The organism is Shewanella morhuae, assembly GCF_900156405.1.
GTDB classification, from domain to species: domain Bacteria; phylum Pseudomonadota; class Gammaproteobacteria; order Enterobacterales; family Shewanellaceae; genus Shewanella; species Shewanella morhuae.
This window is the reverse complement of record NZ_FTNN01000005.1, coordinates 98,494-117,364: the sequence shown is the minus strand read 5'-3', so window position 1 is coordinate 117,364 and position 18,871 is coordinate 98,494. Positions and strand designations below refer to the sequence as shown.

General features: G+C 43.1%; 15 protein-coding genes and 3 tRNA genes. 6 read left to right on the top strand and 12 right to left on the bottom strand.

Annotated elements, in window-relative coordinates:
* The first annotated feature begins 54 nt into the window (after positions 1-54).
* Both fabV and BW947_RS07885 read left to right on the top strand, forming a co-directional pair.
* Complete coding sequence (gene fabV / locus BW947_RS07890; protein ID WP_076498197.1) at positions 55-1,257, top strand: enoyl-ACP reductase FabV; 1,203 nt, start codon at positions 55-57, stop codon at positions 1,255-1,257.
* 254 nt (positions 1,258-1,511) lie between these two features.
* Positions 1,512-1,724, top strand: a complete 213-nt coding sequence (locus tag BW947_RS07885) for a TOBE domain-containing protein (RefSeq protein ID WP_076498195.1) — start codon at positions 1,512-1,514, stop codon at positions 1,722-1,724.
* A 180-nt stretch (positions 1,725-1,904) separates the two neighbouring features.
* Here the strand turns inward: BW947_RS07885 and BW947_RS07880 are convergent, their stop codons facing one another.
* From BW947_RS07880 to BW947_RS07840, 9 genes are all read right to left on the bottom strand, one after another.
* Positions 1,905-3,770: a SurA N-terminal domain-containing protein gene (locus BW947_RS07880; RefSeq protein WP_076498194.1), complete on the bottom strand. Its 1,866-nt coding sequence runs from the start codon at positions 3,768-3,770 to the stop codon at positions 1,905-1,907.
* Positions 3,771-3,995: 225 nt separating this feature from the next.
* Positions 3,996-4,268, bottom strand: a complete 273-nt coding sequence (gene hupB / locus BW947_RS07875) for a nucleoid-associated protein HU-beta (RefSeq protein WP_006081127.1) — start codon at positions 4,266-4,268, stop codon at positions 3,996-3,998.
* A gap of 259 nt (positions 4,269-4,527) precedes the next feature.
* Positions 4,528-6,885 carry an endopeptidase La gene (lon, locus tag BW947_RS07870; RefSeq protein ID WP_076498192.1) on the bottom strand — a complete coding sequence of 786 codons (2,358 nt, stop codon included), beginning with the start codon at positions 6,883-6,885 and terminating at the stop codon, positions 4,528-4,530.
* Positions 6,886-7,020: 135 nt separating this feature from the next.
* Complete coding sequence (gene clpX / locus BW947_RS07865) at positions 7,021-8,298, bottom strand: ATP-dependent protease ATP-binding subunit ClpX (protein WP_076498191.1); 1,278 nt, start codon at positions 8,296-8,298, stop codon at positions 7,021-7,023.
* A gap of 85 nt (positions 8,299-8,383) precedes the next feature.
* A complete protein-coding gene (gene clpP, locus BW947_RS07860; RefSeq protein WP_006081124.1) occupies positions 8,384-8,992 on the bottom strand; it encodes an ATP-dependent Clp endopeptidase proteolytic subunit ClpP in 609 nt (202 codons plus the stop codon).
* 89 nt (positions 8,993-9,081) lie between these two features.
* Positions 9,082-10,386, bottom strand: a complete 1,305-nt coding sequence (gene tig / locus BW947_RS07855) for a trigger factor (protein ID WP_076498189.1) — start codon at positions 10,384-10,386, stop codon at positions 9,082-9,084.
* Positions 10,387-10,649: 263 nt separating this feature from the next.
* Positions 10,650-10,725, bottom strand: a tRNA-His gene (locus BW947_RS07850).
* 9 nt (positions 10,726-10,734) lie between these two features.
* A tRNA-Arg gene (locus tag BW947_RS07845) sits at positions 10,735-10,811 on the bottom strand.
* 116 nt (positions 10,812-10,927) lie between these two features.
* Positions 10,928-11,004, bottom strand: a tRNA-Pro gene (locus tag BW947_RS07840).
* Positions 11,005-11,270: 266 nt separating this feature from the next.
* Between BW947_RS07840 and folD the strand changes: the two genes are divergently transcribed.
* On the top strand, positions 11,271-12,125 hold the full coding sequence (folD, locus tag BW947_RS07835; protein WP_076498188.1) for a bifunctional methylenetetrahydrofolate dehydrogenase/methenyltetrahydrofolate cyclohydrolase FolD: 855 nt from the start codon (positions 11,271-11,273) through the stop codon (positions 12,123-12,125).
* 148 nt (positions 12,126-12,273) lie between these two features.
* Here folD and cysS read toward each other — a convergent pair whose 3' ends face one another.
* Positions 12,274-13,653, bottom strand: coding sequence for a cysteine--tRNA ligase (gene cysS / locus BW947_RS07830; protein WP_076498186.1), 1,380 nt, complete (start codon positions 13,651-13,653; stop codon positions 12,274-12,276).
* Positions 13,654-13,793: 140 nt separating this feature from the next.
* On the opposite strand from cysS, the gene BW947_RS07825 reads away from it, so the two are divergent.
* Together BW947_RS07825 and BW947_RS07820 are read left to right on the top strand one after the other, a co-directional pair.
* Positions 13,794-14,288: a peptidylprolyl isomerase gene (locus BW947_RS07825; protein WP_076498185.1), complete on the top strand. Its 495-nt coding sequence runs from the start codon at positions 13,794-13,796 to the stop codon at positions 14,286-14,288.
* A 9-nt stretch (positions 14,289-14,297) separates the two neighbouring features.
* Positions 14,298-15,020 carry a UDP-2,3-diacylglucosamine diphosphatase gene (locus BW947_RS07820; RefSeq protein ID WP_076498183.1) on the top strand — a complete coding sequence of 241 codons (723 nt, stop codon included), beginning with the start codon at positions 14,298-14,300 and terminating at the stop codon, positions 15,018-15,020.
* 127 nt (positions 15,021-15,147) lie between these two features.
* Here the strand turns inward: BW947_RS07820 and miaE are convergent, their stop codons facing one another.
* Positions 15,148-15,918, bottom strand: coding sequence for a tRNA isopentenyl-2-thiomethyl-A-37 hydroxylase MiaE (gene miaE, locus BW947_RS07815; RefSeq protein WP_076498182.1), 771 nt, complete (start codon positions 15,916-15,918; stop codon positions 15,148-15,150).
* Positions 15,919-16,200: 282 nt separating this feature from the next.
* On the opposite strand from miaE, the gene BW947_RS07810 reads away from it, so the two are divergent.
* Complete coding sequence (locus BW947_RS07810; RefSeq protein ID WP_076498180.1) at positions 16,201-16,797, top strand: Yip1 family protein; 597 nt, start codon at positions 16,201-16,203, stop codon at positions 16,795-16,797.
* A 235-nt stretch (positions 16,798-17,032) separates the two neighbouring features.
* Here the strand turns inward: BW947_RS07810 and glnS are convergent, their stop codons facing one another.
* Positions 17,033-18,703, bottom strand: a complete 1,671-nt coding sequence (glnS, locus tag BW947_RS07805; RefSeq protein WP_076498178.1) for a glutamine--tRNA ligase — start codon at positions 18,701-18,703, stop codon at positions 17,033-17,035.
* Positions 18,704-18,871 lie beyond the last annotated feature (168 nt).

Sequence of the window (18,871 nt, the reverse complement as noted above, 5' to 3'; positions counted from 1 at the left end):
TTTACCCGTCGATATATTTATCCTATTGGTCATTTTGATAGAAGAAGCTTAAACATGATTATCAAACCAAAAATTCGTGGATTCATTTGTACCACTACACATCCAGTTGGTTGTGAAGCAAACGTTAAAGAACAAATCACCTTTACTAAAGCAAAAGGTAAAATTGCTAATGGCCCTAAAAAGGTATTAGTAGTGGGTTCATCAAGCGGTTATGGCCTATCTTCACGTATTGCAGCAGCATTCGGTAGCGATGCAGCCACCATTGGTGTGTTCTTTGAAAAACCGGGAACTGAAACCAAGCCCGGCACTGCAGGTTGGTACAACACTGCTGCTTTTGATAAGTTTGCTAAAGCCGAAGGCTTATATTCTAAAAGTGTCAATGGCGATGCATTTAGTCACGAAGCAAAACAAAAAGTTATCGAGTTAATTAAGCAAGATCTCGGTGAAATCGATATGGTCGTTTACTCACTGGCCTCGCCTGTACGTAAACTGCCAGATTCTGGTGAGTTAATTCGCTCAGCTTTAAAACCAATTGGCGAAACTTACACCGCAACTGCCGTTGATACCAATAAAGACTGCATTATTGAAGCCACTGTAGAACCTGCAACTGAACAAGAGATTGCCGATACAGTGACGGTAATGGGCGGTGAAGATTGGGAACTGTGGATTAAAGCCTTATCTGACGCAGGTGTTTTAGCCGATAACTGTAAAACAGTTGCTTATAGCTACATTGGTACTGAACTAACTTGGCCTATCTACTGGCACGGCGCCCTTGGCAAGGCTAAGATGGATCTCGATCGTGCGGCAAAAGCCTTAAATGAGCAACTGTCTCGCACGGGTGGCAGTGCCAATGTCGCAGTGCTTAAAAGCGTAGTGACTCAAGCAAGTTCAGCTATCCCTGTGATGCCATTATATATTGCTATGGTATTCAAAAAGATGCGCCAAGAAGGTCTGCATGAAGGCTGTATGGAGCAAATTTATCGTCTATTTACCGAACGTCTATTCCGCGCTGACGGCGCTAAACCCGAAACAGACAGCGACAATCGTTTACGCTTAGATGACTGGGAACTGCGTGAAGATATTCAGCAGCACTGCCGTAATTTGTGGCCACAAGTGACCACTGAAAACCTATCAGAACTGACTGATTACCGCGAATATAAAGCTGAATTCATTAAGTTATTTGGCTTTGGTATCGAAGGCATTGATTATGATGCCGACGTTAACCCCTATGTTGAGTTTGACGTTATTGAGCTTTAATTAACGCTGATAATAGAGATCGTTCACAAAACATAAACGCCACTTTTAAGTGGCGTTTTTTATTTATAACGCTCTGATTAAAATGGTTATACTATCTCTGTTAATTTATAAAAAATATTTATCATGTCCAGCGCTTTTCAGTCGATAAGCTCACACATGCTGCATTAGATAAACTAAACAGCCATCCGTCAAAGCGACACTGAACTGATTGAATGTTAATACTCTTAGTTTGAAATACTCTATAAGGAAATATAATGAAAATTAGCGCAAGAAACACACTCAGCGGCACAATAAAATCCATCGAAATGGGCGCTGTTAATAATGAAATAACTATCGAGCTTGCACCAGGCGTAGTATTAACGTCAGTTGTCACTAAAGCATCCTGTGAGCGCCTTGGCCTTAAAGTGGGTGATTCTGCCTACGCACTCATCAAAGCCAGTAGCGTGATGATAGGCGTTGACGACTAAACCCGAATCATTAGTACTGAGTAATGGGCTCTTCTTATATTAATAGATAAATAAAACAGCTCCTTTTTTAAAAATAAAAAGAATTAGAAAACAAAAAAGGCCAAGTAAAATTACTTGGCCTTTTTAATTAACATTTATCAGTAGCATGGCAGGTTTACCCCGCCACCTTATACTTGTGGACTACTCAGCTACAGGGTAAAGCACCTTAGCGTTAGCCTTTAACGAATCAATCAGCCCACGGTAGTCTGCTTCACTGTATTGTGCGTTCAAGCGTTGTTTAAGCGCATTAACCAGCTCATCGCTAACGCCTTCTGCTGCGTTAACTTTATCGAGTGCAATGACTGCATAGCCATTAGCTAAACCAACAATGTCTACAACCGCAGTTGTACTAGGCGTTGGCATTTGGAACGCCTTACCTATAATTGCGGCATCAACATCCTGTGCATCACGAGCGAGCTTAACCTTAGACACAAATGCTAAATCAGTTGCACCGGCTTTTACTTGTGCCATCAACTCTTGCGCTTTGGCGCGCGCGGCATCATTGGCTTGCTCTTGCTTTAAACGTTCAACAATGCTGTCTTTTACTTCAGCTAACGCCATTGTACCCGCATCGTGGTGCTCTTTTACGCGGATAACCACAACATGGTTAGGCTCCAGCTCAATTACTTCACTGTTTAAACCTTTCAGCATTACCGTTTCAGAGAAAGCGGCTTTGACTAAGTCTGGTTTGTTTAGCGCAGCAGGAACATTATCGCGAGAAAACAGAGCTGTTGTCTTAATATCAACGCCGACAGCTTTAGCCGTTTCAGATAGTGTATCTGGCACTTCGTAGCTAGTATCAGCTAGTTTGCTTTGTAAACTGTAGAACTGATCAACTGCTTTTTTATCTTGCAGTTGAGCAATAATTTTAGCTTTCACATCATCAAATGGCACAGTGGCACCGGCTTGCACATCTAATAACTTAATAACGTGGAAACCAAAGTCAGTTTTAACGACTGCTGAATATTGACCTTTATTTAAGGCGAACAATGCCGCATCAAAAGACGGTTCCATTACGCCAGGCTCAAACCAATCCAGCTTGCCGCCCTGCTCAGCACTCAGAGTATCATCTGAATTTGCTTTAGCTAATGCAGCAAAATCAGCACCGTTATCTAATTGCTTAACAATATCTTCTGCTTTAGTTTTTGCCGCAACTTCATCGCTACCTGGCATGACCAGAATATGTGCTGCTAAACGCTTTTCATTAGAGACGTACTGCGCTTTATGTTCTTCATAATAAGCTCGTGCTTCATCATCTGAAACTGGGCTATTTTTAGCAAAATCGGTAGCATTTAACTCAACATATTCTAAGCTCACCATTTCAGGGCTAATAAACTGCCCTTGGTTAGCATCGTAATAATTTTTGACTTGTTCATCGCTGACAACTGCTGTTGCGAAGAAAGGTGCGGAATCTACAAGCAAATAACGCACATCGCGAGTTTGACCTTGCAGTTCTGCCAATTGCTTAGCTTCCCCAGGTAAAACAAACTCAGTGCCAATAAGCGCTGCAGTTAACTGACGACGGGTCATATCGACACGCATCATATCTCTGAAAGCTTGAGGCTGATAACCTAACTGGCGCAAAATAGCTTGATAACGATCATTATCAAATCTGCCATCCGTTTGGAATGCCGGCTCAGTTTTAACTGCATTAATAATCTGTTCGTCAGAAACGCGCAGACCCATAGCTTTAGCCGCTTGGTCAATTAATTTATCAGCAACTAAGCGCTCTAATACACTTTGTTTAATGCTTTCTAGGTATCTTTCGTCTGCCGATAATGCGGCAAACATTTCACCGAGTTGTTGCTCCATACGAGAGCGCTCGCTCTGGTAGGCTTGTTCTAACTCTGCTTTAGTGATCATGTCACCATTAACTTCTGCAGCGGGTTCATCAGTGGTTGAGCCTAAGTAGCTACTGACACCTGCGAATGCAAAAGATAAAATCACAAGTACGAGAATGCCTTTAGCAATCACGCCTTGCGAACCGTCGCGGATCTTTTCTAACATCAGATTTCTCGCTTGTTGCGATTAACAAAATAAAAAGGCGCATCAGTTCGAGATGCGCCTTTCTGTAATTTATGGGGATGGTTCAGACGCTACCACAGGTAAATTCTAACACCCCGAGTAATGGTAGAAACTAAGCTTCATATTCCATTACTTTCAATTCGTAAAAAGCACTGATAAACAGTGCTTGTAATTACGAACGCCTTACAAAGGCTACGATATTAATGATTAGTTAACAGCGTCTTTCAGTGCTTTACCGGCTTTGAATGCTGGAATTTTAGCTGCTGCGATTTTGATCTCTTCACCCGTTTGTGGGTTGCGACCAGTACGCTCAGCGCGTTCACGCACTTCAAAAGTACCAAAACCAACAAGAGAAATTTTATCGCCTTCTTTCAGACCTTCAGTCACAGCAGCGATAAAAGAATCCAGTGCGCGGCCAGCAGCGGCTTTAGAAATGTCAGCACCAGATGCGATTTTCTCGATTAGTTCAGATTTGTTCATGTCATCCCCTTGAATGTAATTTTTTTTGCGCCGCAACCAAATCCATGTCTAGAGCGGTCTGCGGAGGCTTTTATAACAAGCTTGAATTCAAAGTTCAAGCTGAGTTCGAAAACCAAAGAATTAAAACTGGATACAGCTCAAAGCCAGTTGCGCCAAGGGCTTGGAGCAGCTGGCTCTCCACAGACCTAGGCTACCACAGGTCTGCGCTTTGTTAAGCCCTTTTTTCACTTTTTTTAGCGTGATAGCGCAATTTCTTGCGTTATGCCAAGTTTTTAACCACTTCGAAGCCTTCAACCGGTCTTTCTAGTGCCAGTTTCAGTACTTCATCGACCCAACGCACAGGACGAATTTCTAAATCAGCGATCACATTGGCTGGAATTTCTTCCAAATCACGCTCATTTTCCTTTGGAATCAATACTAACTTAATGCCGCCACGGTGAGCTGCCAGCAGTTTCTCTTTTAAACCACCAATAGGTAATACTTCACCCCGTAAGGTAATTTCACCGGTCATGGCTACATCACTACGCACTGGGTTACCCGTTAGGCTTGATACTAAAGCGGTACACATAGCCGCACCCGCAGATGGGCCATCTTTTGGCGTAGCACCTTCTGGCACATGCACGTGAATATCACGCTTCTCGTAGAAATCAGCATTAATACCTAATTGTTCCGCACGGGCACGAACGACTGTCATTGCCGCTTGAATCGACTCTTGCATCACATCACCAAGAGAACCGGTATAAGTTAACTTGCCTTTACCTGGTACCGATGTTGCTTCAATCGTCAGTAAATCACCGCCGACTTGTGTCCAGGCTAAGCCTGTCACTTGACCGATTTGGTTTTTAGACTCAGCTTTACCATAATCAAAACGCTGCACGCCAAGGAACGATTTAAGATTATCTTGATTAACCGTCACAGACTTAACTGACTTATCAAGCAAAATCATCTTCACGACTTTACGGCAAATTTTAGACAATTCACGCTCAAGCGATCGCACGCCAGCTTCACGGGTGTAATAACGGATGATGCCGACTATCGCACTATCATCCACATGAATTTCACTCGCTTTTAAGCCATTACGCTCAATTTGCTTATTCAGCAAATGTTGTTTGGCGATATTCAGCTTTTCATCTTCGGTGTAACCCGATAAACGGATCACTTCCATACGGTCAAGTAGCGGCCCTGGAATATCCATCGAGTTCGACGTTGCCACGAACATTACATCGGATAAGTCATAATCGACTTCCAAATAATGATCGTTAAACGTTGAGTTTTGCTCAGGATCTAACACTTCTAATAGTGCTGATGCTGGGTCGCCACGCATGTCCGAACTCATTTTATCGATTTCATCGAGCAAAAATAATGGGTTTTTAACGCCCACTTTAGCCATTTTTTGAATGACTTTACCCGGCATAGAACCAATATAAGTACGGCGATGACCACGGATTTCCGCTTCATCACGCACGCCGCCCAAAGCAACACGCACATATTTACGGCCCGTCGCTTTAGCGATTGATTGCCCCAGCGAAGTTTTACCCACACCTGGTGGCCCAACTAAACACAGAATAGGCCCTTTAAGCTGGCGAACTCGGCTTTGTACGGCCAAATATTCCAAGATACGTTCTTTAACTTTTTCAAGGCCAAAATGATCGGAGTCGAGCACCTCTTTGGCTTTCGCTAAATCACGCTTAATTTTAGAACGTTGGCTCCAAGGCACGGCTGTCATCCAATCGACATAGCTGCGTACGACAGTAGCCTCAGCTGACATAGGCGACATCATACGTAACTTGTTCAGCTCGGCGAGGGCCTTTTCTTTGGCATCGCTTGGCATATTGGCGTCTTCAATCTTACGATTTAAGACGTCAAATTCGTCATGACCTTCGTCTAAATCACCCAGTTCTTTTTGGATGGCTTTCATCTGTTCGTTGAGATAATACTCGCGCTGGCTCTTTTCCATCTGTTTTTTAACACGAGTACGGATACGTTTCTCAACCTGTAATAGATCGATTTCCGATTCCATCATCGCCATTAAATATTCTAGACGCTCGCCGACATTGACCATCTCAAGTACAGATTGCTTATCTTCAAGCTTAAGCGGCATGTGAGCAGCCATAGTATCTGCCAGACGCGCCGCTTCATCGATTCCCGATAAAGAGGTCAAGACTTCTAGCGGGATCTTTTTGTTCAGTTTGATATAACCTTCAAACTGACCAATAGCACTGCGCACTAACACTTCTTCTTCTTTGTCTTCTAGCGGCTCTGATTCCAGATACTCAGCCTTGGCAACAAAGAACTCTGTTTCTTGGGTATAAGCGGTAATACGGGCACGACGGCCGCCTTCAACCAGTACTTTCACAGTGCCATCTGGCAGTTTAAGTAACTGTAAAATAGAGGCCACCGTACCCACTTCGAAGATGTCATCTTTTGATGGTTCGTCGAGCTCGGCATCACGCTGTGCCACTAAAATAATTTGCTTATCCTGCGCCATTGCGGTTTCGAGACATCGAATAGATTTTTCTCGTCCGACAAATAACGGAATTACCATATGGGGATAGACCACCACATCTCGCAGTGGCAGCACGGGGAGTTCGATATGCGCTTCACGCTCTTGGGTCATAGCTCGATTCCGTTTTGGTGAAATGGATTAATACTGGAGTATATTGGGACGCTTTCTTAAGTTTCAATGGCTAATACGAAAAAAGGAGCCCATTGGACTCCTTGTTTTTCAGTTTATTAGTAATCAGTACGATTATTACTCACCAGAGGCGGTTTGAGTCTCATTTGGCTCATAAATCAGGATAGGTGCAGATTCACCCTTCACGACCGATTCATCCACAACGGCTTTCACAACACCATCTACAGAAGGAATATCGTACATAGTATCCAGTAAAATACTTTCAACGATTGAGCGTAAACCGCGGGCGCCAGTCTTACGTGACATCGCTTTATGTGCAATCGCTTTGAGTGCATCTTCGCGGAACTCAAGTTCTACACCTTCCATCTCAAATAACGCACTGTATTGCTTAGTGAGCGCATTTTTAGGTTGAGACAAAATTTGAACTAGGGCTTCTTCATCTAACTCAGTTAACGTTGCGACTACAGGCAAACGGCCAATAAACTCTGGGATCAGACCATATTTGACTAAGTCGCCCGGCTCAACTTGAGCGAGGGTTTCAGAAATAGAGGCCTTTTCTTTTTCACCTTTCACTTGCGCACCGAAACCGATACCCGAGCCAACGTGTGCACGTTGTTCGATGACCTTTTCAAGCCCAGCAAATGCACCACCACAGATAAACAGGATCTTAGAGGTATCAACCTGTAAGAACTCTTGTTGTGGATGCTTACGGCCGCCTTGTGGTGGAACTGCGGCAACAGTACCTTCAATCAGTTTAAGCAGTGCTTGCTGCACGCCTTCACCCGATACGTCACGGGTAATTGATGGATTGTCAGACTTGCGACTGATTTTATCAATTTCATCAATATAAACGATACCGCGCTGTGCTTTCTCAACATCGTAGTCGCACTTTTGCAGCAACTTTTGAATGATGTTTTCAACGTCTTCACCCACATATCCCGCTTCGGTCAATGTAGTGGCATCCGCCATAGTGAAAGGCACATTCAGTGAGCGAGCCAAAGTTTCAGCTAATAGCGTTTTACCACTACCGGTTGGACCGATCAGCAAAATGTTACTCTTACCCAGCTCAATGCCATCTTTAGGTGAGGCATTTTTTAAACGCTTATAGTGATTATACACTGCCACAGCAAGCACTTTTTTTGCTCTGTCTTGGCCAATGACGTAATCATCTAAATGCGCACGTAACTCGTGCGGTGTAGGCAATTTATCGCTATCGCGCTTTGGAGAGATTTCTTTAATCTCTTCACGAATGATGTCATTACACAGCTCAACACATTCGTCGCATACATACACTGATGGGCCAGCAATGAGTTTTCTGACTTCATGCTGGCTCTTACCGCAAAAAGAGCAGTACAGCAATTTGCCACTGTCACCATTATTTTTGTTGTCGCCCATTAATTACCTCTTTTTGCAGTCTGCTGTACTGCCTGTCTTAAATTTGCTTAACTTTTACAGAGCATAGCTCAGTCAAAAGCAAAAATCAGCCGCGTTTAGTCATCACTGAATCAACTAACCCGTATTCAACGGCTTGAGTGGCGCTCATAAAATTATCACGATCGGTATCGCGTTCTACAACTTCAAGTGGTTGGCCGGTATGTTCTGCCAGCATCTGATTAAGCTTATTTTTAATGCCTAATATTTCTTTAGCATGAATAGCAATATCAGAAGCCTGGCCTTGAAAACCGCCCAGCGGCTGATGGATCATCACCCGAGAATTTGGTAAACAGTGACGTTTGCCCTTCTCACCACCAGCTAATAAGAAAGCACCCATGCTGGCCGCTTGGCCGATACAGACAGTGCTCACGTTTGGCTTAATAAACTGCATAGTATCATAAATAGCCATACCTGCTGTAACTGAGCCACCTGGAGAGTTAATGTATAAAAAGATATCTTTATCTGGGCTTTCTGATTCTAAGAATAATAATTGCGCCACGATAAGGTTTGCCATGTGTTCTTCAACTTGACCAACCAAAAAGATAATACGCTCTTTCAACAAACGAGAATAAATATCGTATGAGCGTTCACCCTTAGCGGTCTGTTCGATCACCATCGGCACTAAAGCACTTTGTATGTCTGACGCATTATGCATTATTCACTTCCCTAAATAAAAATGGCTCGCATGAGGAGCCTCATACGAGCCATTATAAATGGCGAACAGCTAATCAAGTCAAGCTTAGCTTATGCGCGACCAGTAGCCTTGTTCATAAATTCTTCAAAAGCGACCTGTTTTTCAGTTACTTTTGCAGATTTTAACAGTGCTTCAACCGCTTGTTCTTCTAAAGCAACGTTGCGCATGTTTTGCATCATTTCTTTGTTGCTATTGTAATAAGCAACAACTTCACTTGGATCTTCATAGGCAGAAGCCATAGAAGCGATCAAGCCTTGTACACGTTCGTCTTCAGCTTTTAGCTCGTTAGTCTTGATAACTTCGCCTAATAACAAACCGATTTTAACGCGACGAGCAGCTTGTTCAGTGAACAATTCTGCTGGTAGCTCTGGCATGTTAGCCGTTTGGCCGCCAAAACGTTGCATAGCTTGCTGACGCAGTACGTTAACTTCGGCATCTATTAATGCTTTTGGCAACGTGATGTCGTTATTAGCTAACAGACCTTCGATCACTTGCTCTTTAACGTTAGCTTTTAACGCTTGATCAAGCTCACGGTTCATGTTTTTACGGATTTCAGCTTTTAGGGCTTCTAAACCACCTTCGCTAATACCAAACAATGAAGCAAACTCATCATTAACTTCTGGTAGGTTAGCAGCTTGAACTTCAGTCAAAGTAATCGCGAACTTAGCGGCTTTACCTTTCAGGTTTTCAGCGTGATATTCTTCTGGGAAGTTTACGTCGATAACAAATTCTTCACCTGCTTTGTGACCTAAGATACCCGCTTCAAAACCTGGGATCATACGGCCGCTGCCTAATTGCAGTTCGAAATCGTCAGCTTTTCCGCCTTCAAATTCTTCACCATCAACAGAGCCGATAAAGTTCATTTTCACTTTATCGCCATCTGCAGCAGCGCGGTCAACAACTGCAAATGTTGCATGTTGCTTGCGAAGTGTTTCGATCATGGTGTCAACGTCAGCGTCAGTGACTTCAGCTTTTGGTTGTTCTACTTCGATTGCATCTAAGCCTTTAAGCTCAACTTCTGGGTAGACTTCAAACGTAGCGATAAATTCAAATTTATCGCCATCAGTTGAACCAGGCACGAAAGTCGGTGCACCCGCTGGGTTTAACTTCTCAGCAATAATTGCATCGATGAAGTTACGCTGCATTACTTCGCCCATGATATCTTGACGAATAGCCGCACCATAACGCTTATTAATCACTGTTACAGGCACTTTACCAGGACGAAAACCTGGAATACGAGCACGCTTAGCTTCACGTTGTAGACTGTCTTTAACCAGCTTTTCAATTTGTTCCGCAGGAACAGAAATGGTCAGGCGACGCTCTAGGCCTTGAGTTGCTTCAACAGAAACTTGCATTGTTTTACCTCGAAATTTGTCTAACGTCCTTTTTAATAGCCGAGTTGTCAACTATTCAGGTATTCGTTTCTTGATCATTAAATTTGACTACCATGCCTACCACTACTGGCTTTAGGCACAAGTCGCTCATAATATTTGATATCTATCAAGACGCGACATTATAGCCACCGTTTTCTGCAGAGTCGAGCCTCTATAGCCGAATCTGAGGTATAAAAAAAGCGACCTAGGTCGCTTTTTTTATTTTGTACTCAAAGTACTAAAAATGGGGTGACTGATGGGGCTCGAACCCACGACAACCGGAATCACAATCCGGGACTCTACCAACTGAGCTACAATCACCATTAAAACTGGTACGCCCGGCAGGATTCGAACCTGCGACCACCCGCTTAGAAGGCGGGTGCTCTATCCAACTGAGCTACGGGCGCATGGTTCTACAGAATAGTCTGTATCCTAACCGATTCGGAAAGCATTTATGCTAACCCTATCATTCGCTATTTGAATTTAAAAAATATCAGTTCAACGATTGCAAATGACCTTAAAATGGTCGGTGATAGAGGATTCGAACCTCTGACCCTCTGGTCCCAAACCAGATGCGCTACCGGGCTGCGCTAATCACCGAAAGTGTTACTGTATAACAAAAACAAGGTTTACAGACGACATCAACACATGTGCCTGAGAACGGAGCGCATCTTATCGCCTCACTTTGCACCCGTCAACGATTTTTTTAATGATTGACTCTAGGTGCTGAATTATCAGGCTAATATCGCTTTTTAAATCCATTTGTAATCAGCTTTAGCACGACACAGTAGCCGTGCCCTGTTAAAATAGTGGCGATTGCCAATCTCTGTTTTAACCATCGCCCATATAAAGGATATCCTACACCCATGACAGCCCAAATAATCGACGGCAAGGCGATTGCTCAATCCATCCGTACTCAACTACGTAAAAAAGTCACCGCCCGCAAAGAGGCTGGACAACGCATACCAGGTTTAGCCGTGATATTAGTGGGGGCCGATCCGGCATCTCAAGTTTATGTTGGAAGTAAACGTAAAGCCTGTGAAGAAGTTGGCTTTATTTCTCGCTCATACGATTTAGAAACAAACTGCAGCGAAGATGAGTTATTAGGCCTTATTGATAATTTAAATAATGATCCGACTATCGATGGCATACTTGTGCAACTTCCCTTACCTGCCCATATCGAAGATTCAAAAGTTATCGAGCGTATTCGTCCTGATAAAGATGTTGATGGCTTTCACCCATACAACGTTGGCCGCTTAGCCCAACGTATTCCAGTGCTACGCTCATGCACCCCCATGGGTATCATGACGCTGATCAAATCAACTGGCATCGATACCTATGGTTTAGATGCTGTGGTGGTTGGCGCGTCTAATATTGTCGGTCGCCCTATGACCTTAGAATTACTGCTGGCGGGTTGTACCACTACCACTTGCCATCGTTTCACTAAAAATCTTGAGCAAAAAATCCGCCTAGCAGATTTAGTTGTTGTCGCTGTGGGTAAACCAGGCTTTATTCCTGGTGAATGGATCAAACCTGGCGCAATTGTCATTGATGTAGGTATTAACCGTTTAGATAACGGCACCTTAGTCGGTGATGTGCAATATGAAGTGGCCGCGCAACATGCCAGTTTTATTACTCCTGTACCTGGCGGCGTTGGCCCTATGACTATAGCAAGCCTCTTAGAAAACACCTTGTACGCTGCTGAGCAGTATCACGACTAGATTCTAGATTCTAGATTCTAGATTCTAGATTCTAGATTCTAGGTTCTAGGTTCTAGGTTCTAGGTTCTGTAAGCATAAAAAAACCTGCGTAATGCAGGTTTTTTTATGCCAGGCGATTAACCTATATTGAAGATAAAAGCTAATAAGCTTATTTCTTACGCCAAGTAGTGCCACTAGGGCCATCTTCGAGCTCAACCCCTAACTCATTTAAGCGATTACGCGCCACATCGGCAGCAGACCAATCCTTTTCAGTACGAGCACGGTTACGTTCAACAATTAAGGCTTCAATTTCGGCCACTTCATCGTCACTACCACCACCTTGAAAGAAAGTCTCTGGCGATTGGCTTAATAAGCCTAAAACATCCGCTAACTGCTTTAACGTGACCGCTAACGCAGATGCTTGCACCATATTGGTTAGCTTTAAACGATTAACCTCACGCACCATATCAAATAGCACTGAATAGGCTTCAGGCGTATTAAAGTCATCGTCCATAGCCGCATTAAATCTTGCGACAAACTCTTCTGCGGGTGCGGCTATAGCAGTTAAATCGACATCTTTTAACGCAGTATATAAACGCTCTAATGCTGAACGAGCTTGTTTTAAGTTATCTTCCGAATAGTTCAGTTGGCTACGATAATGGCCAGACAATAGGAAATAGCGCACCGTTTCAGCATCATAATGGCCAAGTACGTCACGAATTGTGAAGAAGTTGCCTAAAGATTTAGACATTTTTTCACGGTCGACCATCACCATGCCAGTGTGCATCCAATAGTTCACGTAGGGCGTGTCGTGGGCACAGCAGGACTGAGCTATTTCGTTCTCATGGTGTGGGAACTGTAAGTCTGAACCCCCACCATGAATATCAAAATGCAGACCTAAATGTTTGCTGTTCATCGCGGAACATTCAATATGCCAGCCTGGACGACCTGGTCCCCATGGTGATTCCCACGTTGGTTCACCTGGCTTAGACATTTTCCACAACACAAAATCCATTGGATTTTGTTTGGTTTGATCCACTTCTACCCGAGCACCAGCTTGTAGTTGATCTAAATTCTGCCCCGACAAACGGCCGTAATCAGGATAAGAGGCCACGCTGAAAAGTACATCACCATCGCTCGCCACGTAGGCATGACCACGAGCGAGTAATAACTCGACCATATCAATAATTTCTTCGATATGCAGTGTTGCGCGCGGTTCAAAGTCAGGGCGAAGCATATTCAAAGCATCAAAGTCTTGATGCATTTCACCAATAAGACGCTCAGTTAAGGCTTCACAGCTTTCGTTATTCTCGTTGGCACGCTTAATGATTTTGTCGTCAACATCGGTAATATTGCGTTGAAAATTCACTTCATAACCCGCATAACGCAGGTAGCGCACTATCATGTCAAAGGAAACAAAAGTACGCCCGTGACCAATGTGACAGAGATCGTATATGGTCACACCACACACATACATCCCGATTTTTCCGGGAGTAATTGGCTTAAATTCCTGTTTTTGGCGGGTAATACTGTTGTAAATCTTCAACATCGACATTCTCTTTAATGATACATTCAGGTGTAAAATCAATGAGTCAGTCTACCACGGCAAGCCCGCTTTTGAATACTGCACTTTGCGCGCAATCCTAGATAAGTTAGAATCGCGCCACTATTTATGGAGAGTATGAAAACATGATCACATTACACACCAATTTTGGCGACATCAAACTGCAACTGAATGCTGAGAAAGCACCGTTAACAGTAGCAAACTTCATGAAATATGTTGACGAAGGTTTCTTCGACGGCACTATCTTCCACCGTGTGATTGACGGTTTCATGATCCAAGGTGGTGGCTTTAATGAAGATATGAGCCAAAAGCGTAGCGGCGAGCCCGTGAAAAACGAAGCGAACAATGGCTTATCAAATCGCACTGGTACTGTGGCTATGGCACGTACCTCTGATCCACATTCAGCCACTGCACAATTTTTTATTAACATTAATGACAACACTTTCTTAGACTTTAAAGCAGAGAACAACCAAGGTTGGGGTTACTGCGTATTTGGTGAAGTCGTTGAAGGTATGGATATTGTCGAAAAAATCAAAGCGGTTAGCACAGGTAATAAAGGCATGCATCAAGACGTACCTTTAGAAGCCGTGGTGATTGAAAAAGTTAGCGTTGCGGCATAATCGCGCCTAATGCGAACTCTATTTATAGGCGATCTGCACCTGAGTGCAGATCGCCTTGATATTACCCAAGCGTTCACTCATTTTCTCGATACACAACTCGATAATGCTGACGCCCTCTATATCCTCGGTGATTTGTTTGAAGTCTGGGTTGGCGATGATATCGCCTTGCCTTTTGCTCTAGAACTCGCCAAAAAACTCAAACAAGTATCACAAAAGCTGCCAGTGTATTTCATCCACGGCAATCGTGATTTTATGCTAGGTAAGCAATTTGCGCACGCCGCAGGTATGCAAATCTTACCCGAAGTGACTTGCCTGAATTTATACGGTGTAGAAACGGTTATTTTACACGGCGACAGCTTATGTACGTTAGATAAGGCTTACCAACGTTTTAGAAAGTTGCGCAGTTTTGCACTAGCAAGATGGTTATACGGTTGCTTATCGAGAAAAACTCGCCAAGGTATTGCTAATAAAATTCGTAATAAGAGTAAGAGTAGCAATCAGCAAAAAAGCTATACCATCATGGATGTGGAGCCCAATGCGGTCGAGGCATTATTTGCCCAGACGCATACTCAGCAGATGATCCACGGTCACACCCATAGACCCGCGATTCATCAACTCGATAATGGCTGCAGACGCATTGTAGTGGGTGATTGGTATGAACAAGGAAGTGTACTGAGTGTAAGCGCTGAAGGGATTAATTTAGAATCGTTACCTTTTGAGCCGACAACTTAAGTTAGGTTACTTTTATTGACGTTATTTGAGCCTAAAGATGCTTTATATTAACGGTTCGCTCGAACCGTTAATCGTTTCAGTAAGTTCGAGCTAACCCTGCAAGGCTTAAATTTAAAAATCTTTAAAGTCAAATTGATAGTGGCGACCCACTGTGGAAACGAAACTCATCATCGGGTGCTAAAATCAACTGCGCCTCGACCTCACCAAAGTACTTTACTCGCTCACTAATATCCTCTGGTGAAACCAACTGTGCTAACGCAAGATAGTCTTGATAATGACGCGCTTCAGAGCGCAACAATGACACATAAAATTTACTCAGTTCGCTGTCTAAATAAGGCGCCAACTTAGCAAACCGCTCACAGGAACGAGCTTCAATATAAGCACCTACAATCAGTTTATCCCGCAGGATATCTTTCTCATGGGTGGTCACATAACTCATCATGCCCTTGGCATAACGGCCCGCGCGAATATTACGGTAATCGATACCACGCTTATGCATTAGCTCCAATACTTGCTCAAAATGATGAAACTCTTCTTTAATCAAGCGGATCAAAGGTGAAACCAGATTAGCGGCAAACTTAAAATTAGGCTTAGGCATAAGTTCAGCCACCAGCTCATTCTTTTTCACATCTCGGGCCAGAAAACTCACCACATCGTGATCTTGCGAATAAATAAACTCTTCATAGGGTTTAGCCCACGCCAACAGGGTTCGACCGCTATCTTTATCTAACGCATATTTTCGTAGCAAAAATATCGCTGTCTGAGCCGCTTTCAACTCACAGTTACAATGGTCAATCAGCAGCTTATCCAAGGAGTCTGATTTTATCGCGATATCAATCCAAGTTTGCGGCGTATCACAGCGAAGAAAGGCGCGGATGGGGGCAAGAAGTTGCTGCATGGAGTCACTCAAGATCATTCTCAGTATTAGGCTATTTTACGCATATTTACCTATAAGCTACAGCACTAGGGCTTAGTAAACTTGACGTACAAGATTTTTTGTTCAATAAATGTTCTACACTCTATAGAACTGAGATATTGATCACGCTGTATCTCGGTTTGTTTGTGTAACCAATCGAGAGTTAAAAAAACAAGATAATGTTTTAACCTCGATTGTGGAGCTGTTATCAGCTCGTCTGACGTTTGGCGAGCCACTTATCAATGCTGAACAAGGATAATTATAATGATACTGAATCACTTAATGGGGCTCTACATCCATCCTAAGCAAGAATGGCAAACAATTGAAAAAAATCATGAGGCACTAAAAAGTAGTTTAAGTCATGTGATGCTTATCGCCTTAATACCGGCAGTTTGCAGCTATATAGCTACGGCTTATATTGGTTGGAATCCTGGCGCTGGCGATCCAATTTACCTCACTCCACAAAGCGCCTTATTTATGTCAGCAGGCATGTACTTAGGCCTTATTGCGGGCGTCTTCGCCCTCGCCTATTTAGCCTATTGGATGGCAAAAACCTTCGATGCAAATCCAACCTACACTCAAGCATTAGAGCTTGCATCCTATACGGCAACACCGTTGTTTATGGTCGGTCTAGCCGCATTATATCCAGTACTGTGGTTTATTATGATAGTGGGATTGATTGGTTTGGCTTACTCAGTATATTTACTGTACGCGGGTGTACCCATAATTATGAATATCCCTGAAGAGAAAGGCTTTATTTATGCCAGTTCGATGGTGACCGCTGGTTTAGTGCTGTTAGTGGCGTTAATGGCAACCAGCGTTATTCTATGGAGCCTAGGTTTTGGTCCTATGTATCAATAACAACTTAAATTAACTGCAACTCACACAAGTCCATAGCTCTTTCACTGATTCCAAAAATAAAAAAGAAGGCCTAAAAGGCCTTCTTTTTTAGTCGCATTAATTGTTTGAACAACTTAGCTTCGTTTAATTGAGTGCTTAATTGAGTGCTTAATTGAGTGCTTAATTGAGTGCTTAATTGAGTTGAGCTGTTTGTCTTATGCCATTAAACGCACTCAATCAAACCAACACTATCAAATCATTCGAAAGAATCACGCAGTGCTACGGTTAAGTTAAACACTAAATTATTTGGTGATGAATCTTTGCTGTCTGCGCAAAAATAACCTTCACGTTCAAACTGATACGCTTTTTCGGCGGGTGCATTGACTAGACTTGCTTCAGCAAAGCCTTGCACAACAATCAGTGACTCTGGGTTTAATACTTCGTCCACAGTCTCAGCAGCTGCTGGATTAGGATCGGTAAATAAACGCTGATAGAGACGGAACTGCGCTGGTTTAGCCGTTGATGCCTCAACCCAATGGATAACGCCTTTAACTTTACGGCCATCAGCAGGGTTTTTACCTAATGTCTCAGGATCATAAGTACAGTAAACTGTTGTGATATTACCATCACTGTCTTTATCGCAACGCTCAGCTTTAATCACATAAGCATTACGTAAACGTACTTCTTTACCTGTAACCAGACGTTTATATTGTTTGTTACCTTCTTCTTTAAAGTCAGCGATATCAATTAAGATTTCACGGCCAAAGGCTAATTCACGCGTGCCCATGTTCTCATCATTTGGATGAGCGGCTGCTTGAATGAACTCAAGTTTACCTTCTACATAGTTTTCAATAATCACTTTTAATGGACGCAATACGGCCATTGCACGCGGTGCATGTTCGTTTAGTTCTTCACGAATACACGCATCTAACATGCCGACTTCAATCATATTTTCTTGCTTAGTCACACCAATACGTTGGCAGAACTCGCGAATTGATGCAGGTGTATAACCACGGCGACGTAAGCCAGCAATCGTTGGCATACGTGGGTCATCCCAACCTGATACGAGTTTACGCGCCACAAGGTCGTTCAGCTTACGCTTAGACATCAAGGTATATTCGAGATTTAAGCGTGAAAATTCGTATTGACGCGTACGATTCGGCGCTTGAAAATCATTTAAATTATCTAATACCCAATCGTATAAACGACGGTTATCTTGGAATTCTAATGTACATAAAGAATGGGTAATATGCTCTAACGCATCAGAAATACAGTGAGTAAAGTCGTACATTGGATAAATGCACCACTTGTCGCCCGTTTGATGATGATGGGCAAAACGAATACGGTAGATAATTGGGTCACGCATGCACATGAATGGTGAGGCCATATCAATCTTAGCACGCAGCGCACACTCACCTTCTTTAAAACCACCGTCGCGCATCTTAGCAAATAGAGCGAGGTTTTCTTCAACTGAAGTATCGCGGAAAGGGCTGTTTTTACCTGGCTCTTTTAACGTACCACGGTACTCACGAGTTTCATCGGCATTTAAAAAACAGACGTAGGCCAAACCTTTATTAATCAGCTCAACCGCATATTGGTGCAACTGATCAAAGTAGTTTGATGAATAGCGCACATCGCCATCCCATTGGAATCCAAGCCAACGTACATCCGCCTGAATAGAATTAACATAATCAATGTCTTCTTTTTCAGGATTGGTATCGTCAAAACGTAAATTACATAGACCGTTATAGTCTCGCGCTATGCCAAAATTTAAGCAGATAGACTTAGCATGACCGATATGAAGATAGCCATTGGGTTCAGGCGGGAAACGAGTTTGTACACTCTTGTGTTTACCAGTTTTTAAATCTTCATCTATGATATTACGAATAAAGTTACTCGGACGTACTTCAGTGTCCACATGACTCATGGAATTCCTCTTTGCGAACAATGGCAATTTTAATAAAGCCAGCATGATCCTACAGATCACTACTAGTTACAATGCCTAGTGATAAAACTATCGGTTATGGCCGCGATAGTAAAACAATAAAAGCAGCTACGAAAGCTGCTTTTATCTTTACTCTTACTAAGCTGACAT

What these genes read in the sequence shown, in the direction of transcription:
- clpX (WP_076498191.1), bottom strand. Translation starts at nt 8,298, where the DNA reads ATGGGCGACAACAAAAATAATGGTGACAGTGGCAAATTGCTGTACTGC.
- BW947_RS07825 (WP_076498185.1), top strand. Translation starts at nt 13,794, where the DNA reads ATGATCACATTACACACCAATTTTGGCGACATCAAACTGCAACTGAAT.
- miaE (WP_076498182.1), bottom strand. Translation starts at nt 15,918, where the DNA reads ATGCAGCAACTTCTTGCCCCCATCCGCGCCTTTCTTCGCTGTGATACG.
- clpP (WP_006081124.1), bottom strand. Translation starts at nt 8,992, where the DNA reads ATGCATAATGCGTCAGACATACAAAGTGCTTTAGTGCCGATGGTGATC.
- BW947_RS07885 (WP_076498195.1), top strand. Translation starts at nt 1,512, where the DNA reads ATGAAAATTAGCGCAAGAAACACACTCAGCGGCACAATAAAATCCATC.
- tig (WP_076498189.1), bottom strand. Translation starts at nt 10,386, where the DNA reads ATGCAAGTTTCTGTTGAAGCAACTCAAGGCCTAGAGCGTCGCCTGACC.
- fabV (WP_076498197.1), top strand. Translation starts at nt 55, where the DNA reads ATGATTATCAAACCAAAAATTCGTGGATTCATTTGTACCACTACACAT.
- hupB (WP_006081127.1), bottom strand. Translation starts at nt 4,268, where the DNA reads ATGAACAAATCTGAACTAATCGAGAAAATCGCATCTGGTGCTGACATT.
- glnS (WP_076498178.1), bottom strand. Translation starts at nt 18,703, where the DNA reads ATGAGTCATGTGGACACTGAAGTACGTCCGAGTAACTTTATTCGTAAT.
- cysS (WP_076498186.1), bottom strand. Translation starts at nt 13,653, where the DNA reads ATGTTGAAGATTTACAACAGTATTACCCGCCAAAAACAGGAATTTAAG.
- lon (WP_076498192.1), bottom strand. Translation starts at nt 6,885, where the DNA reads ATGACCCAAGAGCGTGAAGCGCATATCGAACTCCCCGTGCTGCCACTG.
- BW947_RS07810 (WP_076498180.1), top strand. Translation starts at nt 16,201, where the DNA reads ATGATACTGAATCACTTAATGGGGCTCTACATCCATCCTAAGCAAGAA.
- BW947_RS07880 (WP_076498194.1), bottom strand. Translation starts at nt 3,770, where the DNA reads ATGTTAGAAAAGATCCGCGACGGTTCGCAAGGCGTGATTGCTAAAGGC.
- folD (WP_076498188.1), top strand. Translation starts at nt 11,271, where the DNA reads ATGACAGCCCAAATAATCGACGGCAAGGCGATTGCTCAATCCATCCGT.
- BW947_RS07820 (WP_076498183.1), top strand. Translation starts at nt 14,298, where the DNA reads ATGCGAACTCTATTTATAGGCGATCTGCACCTGAGTGCAGATCGCCTT.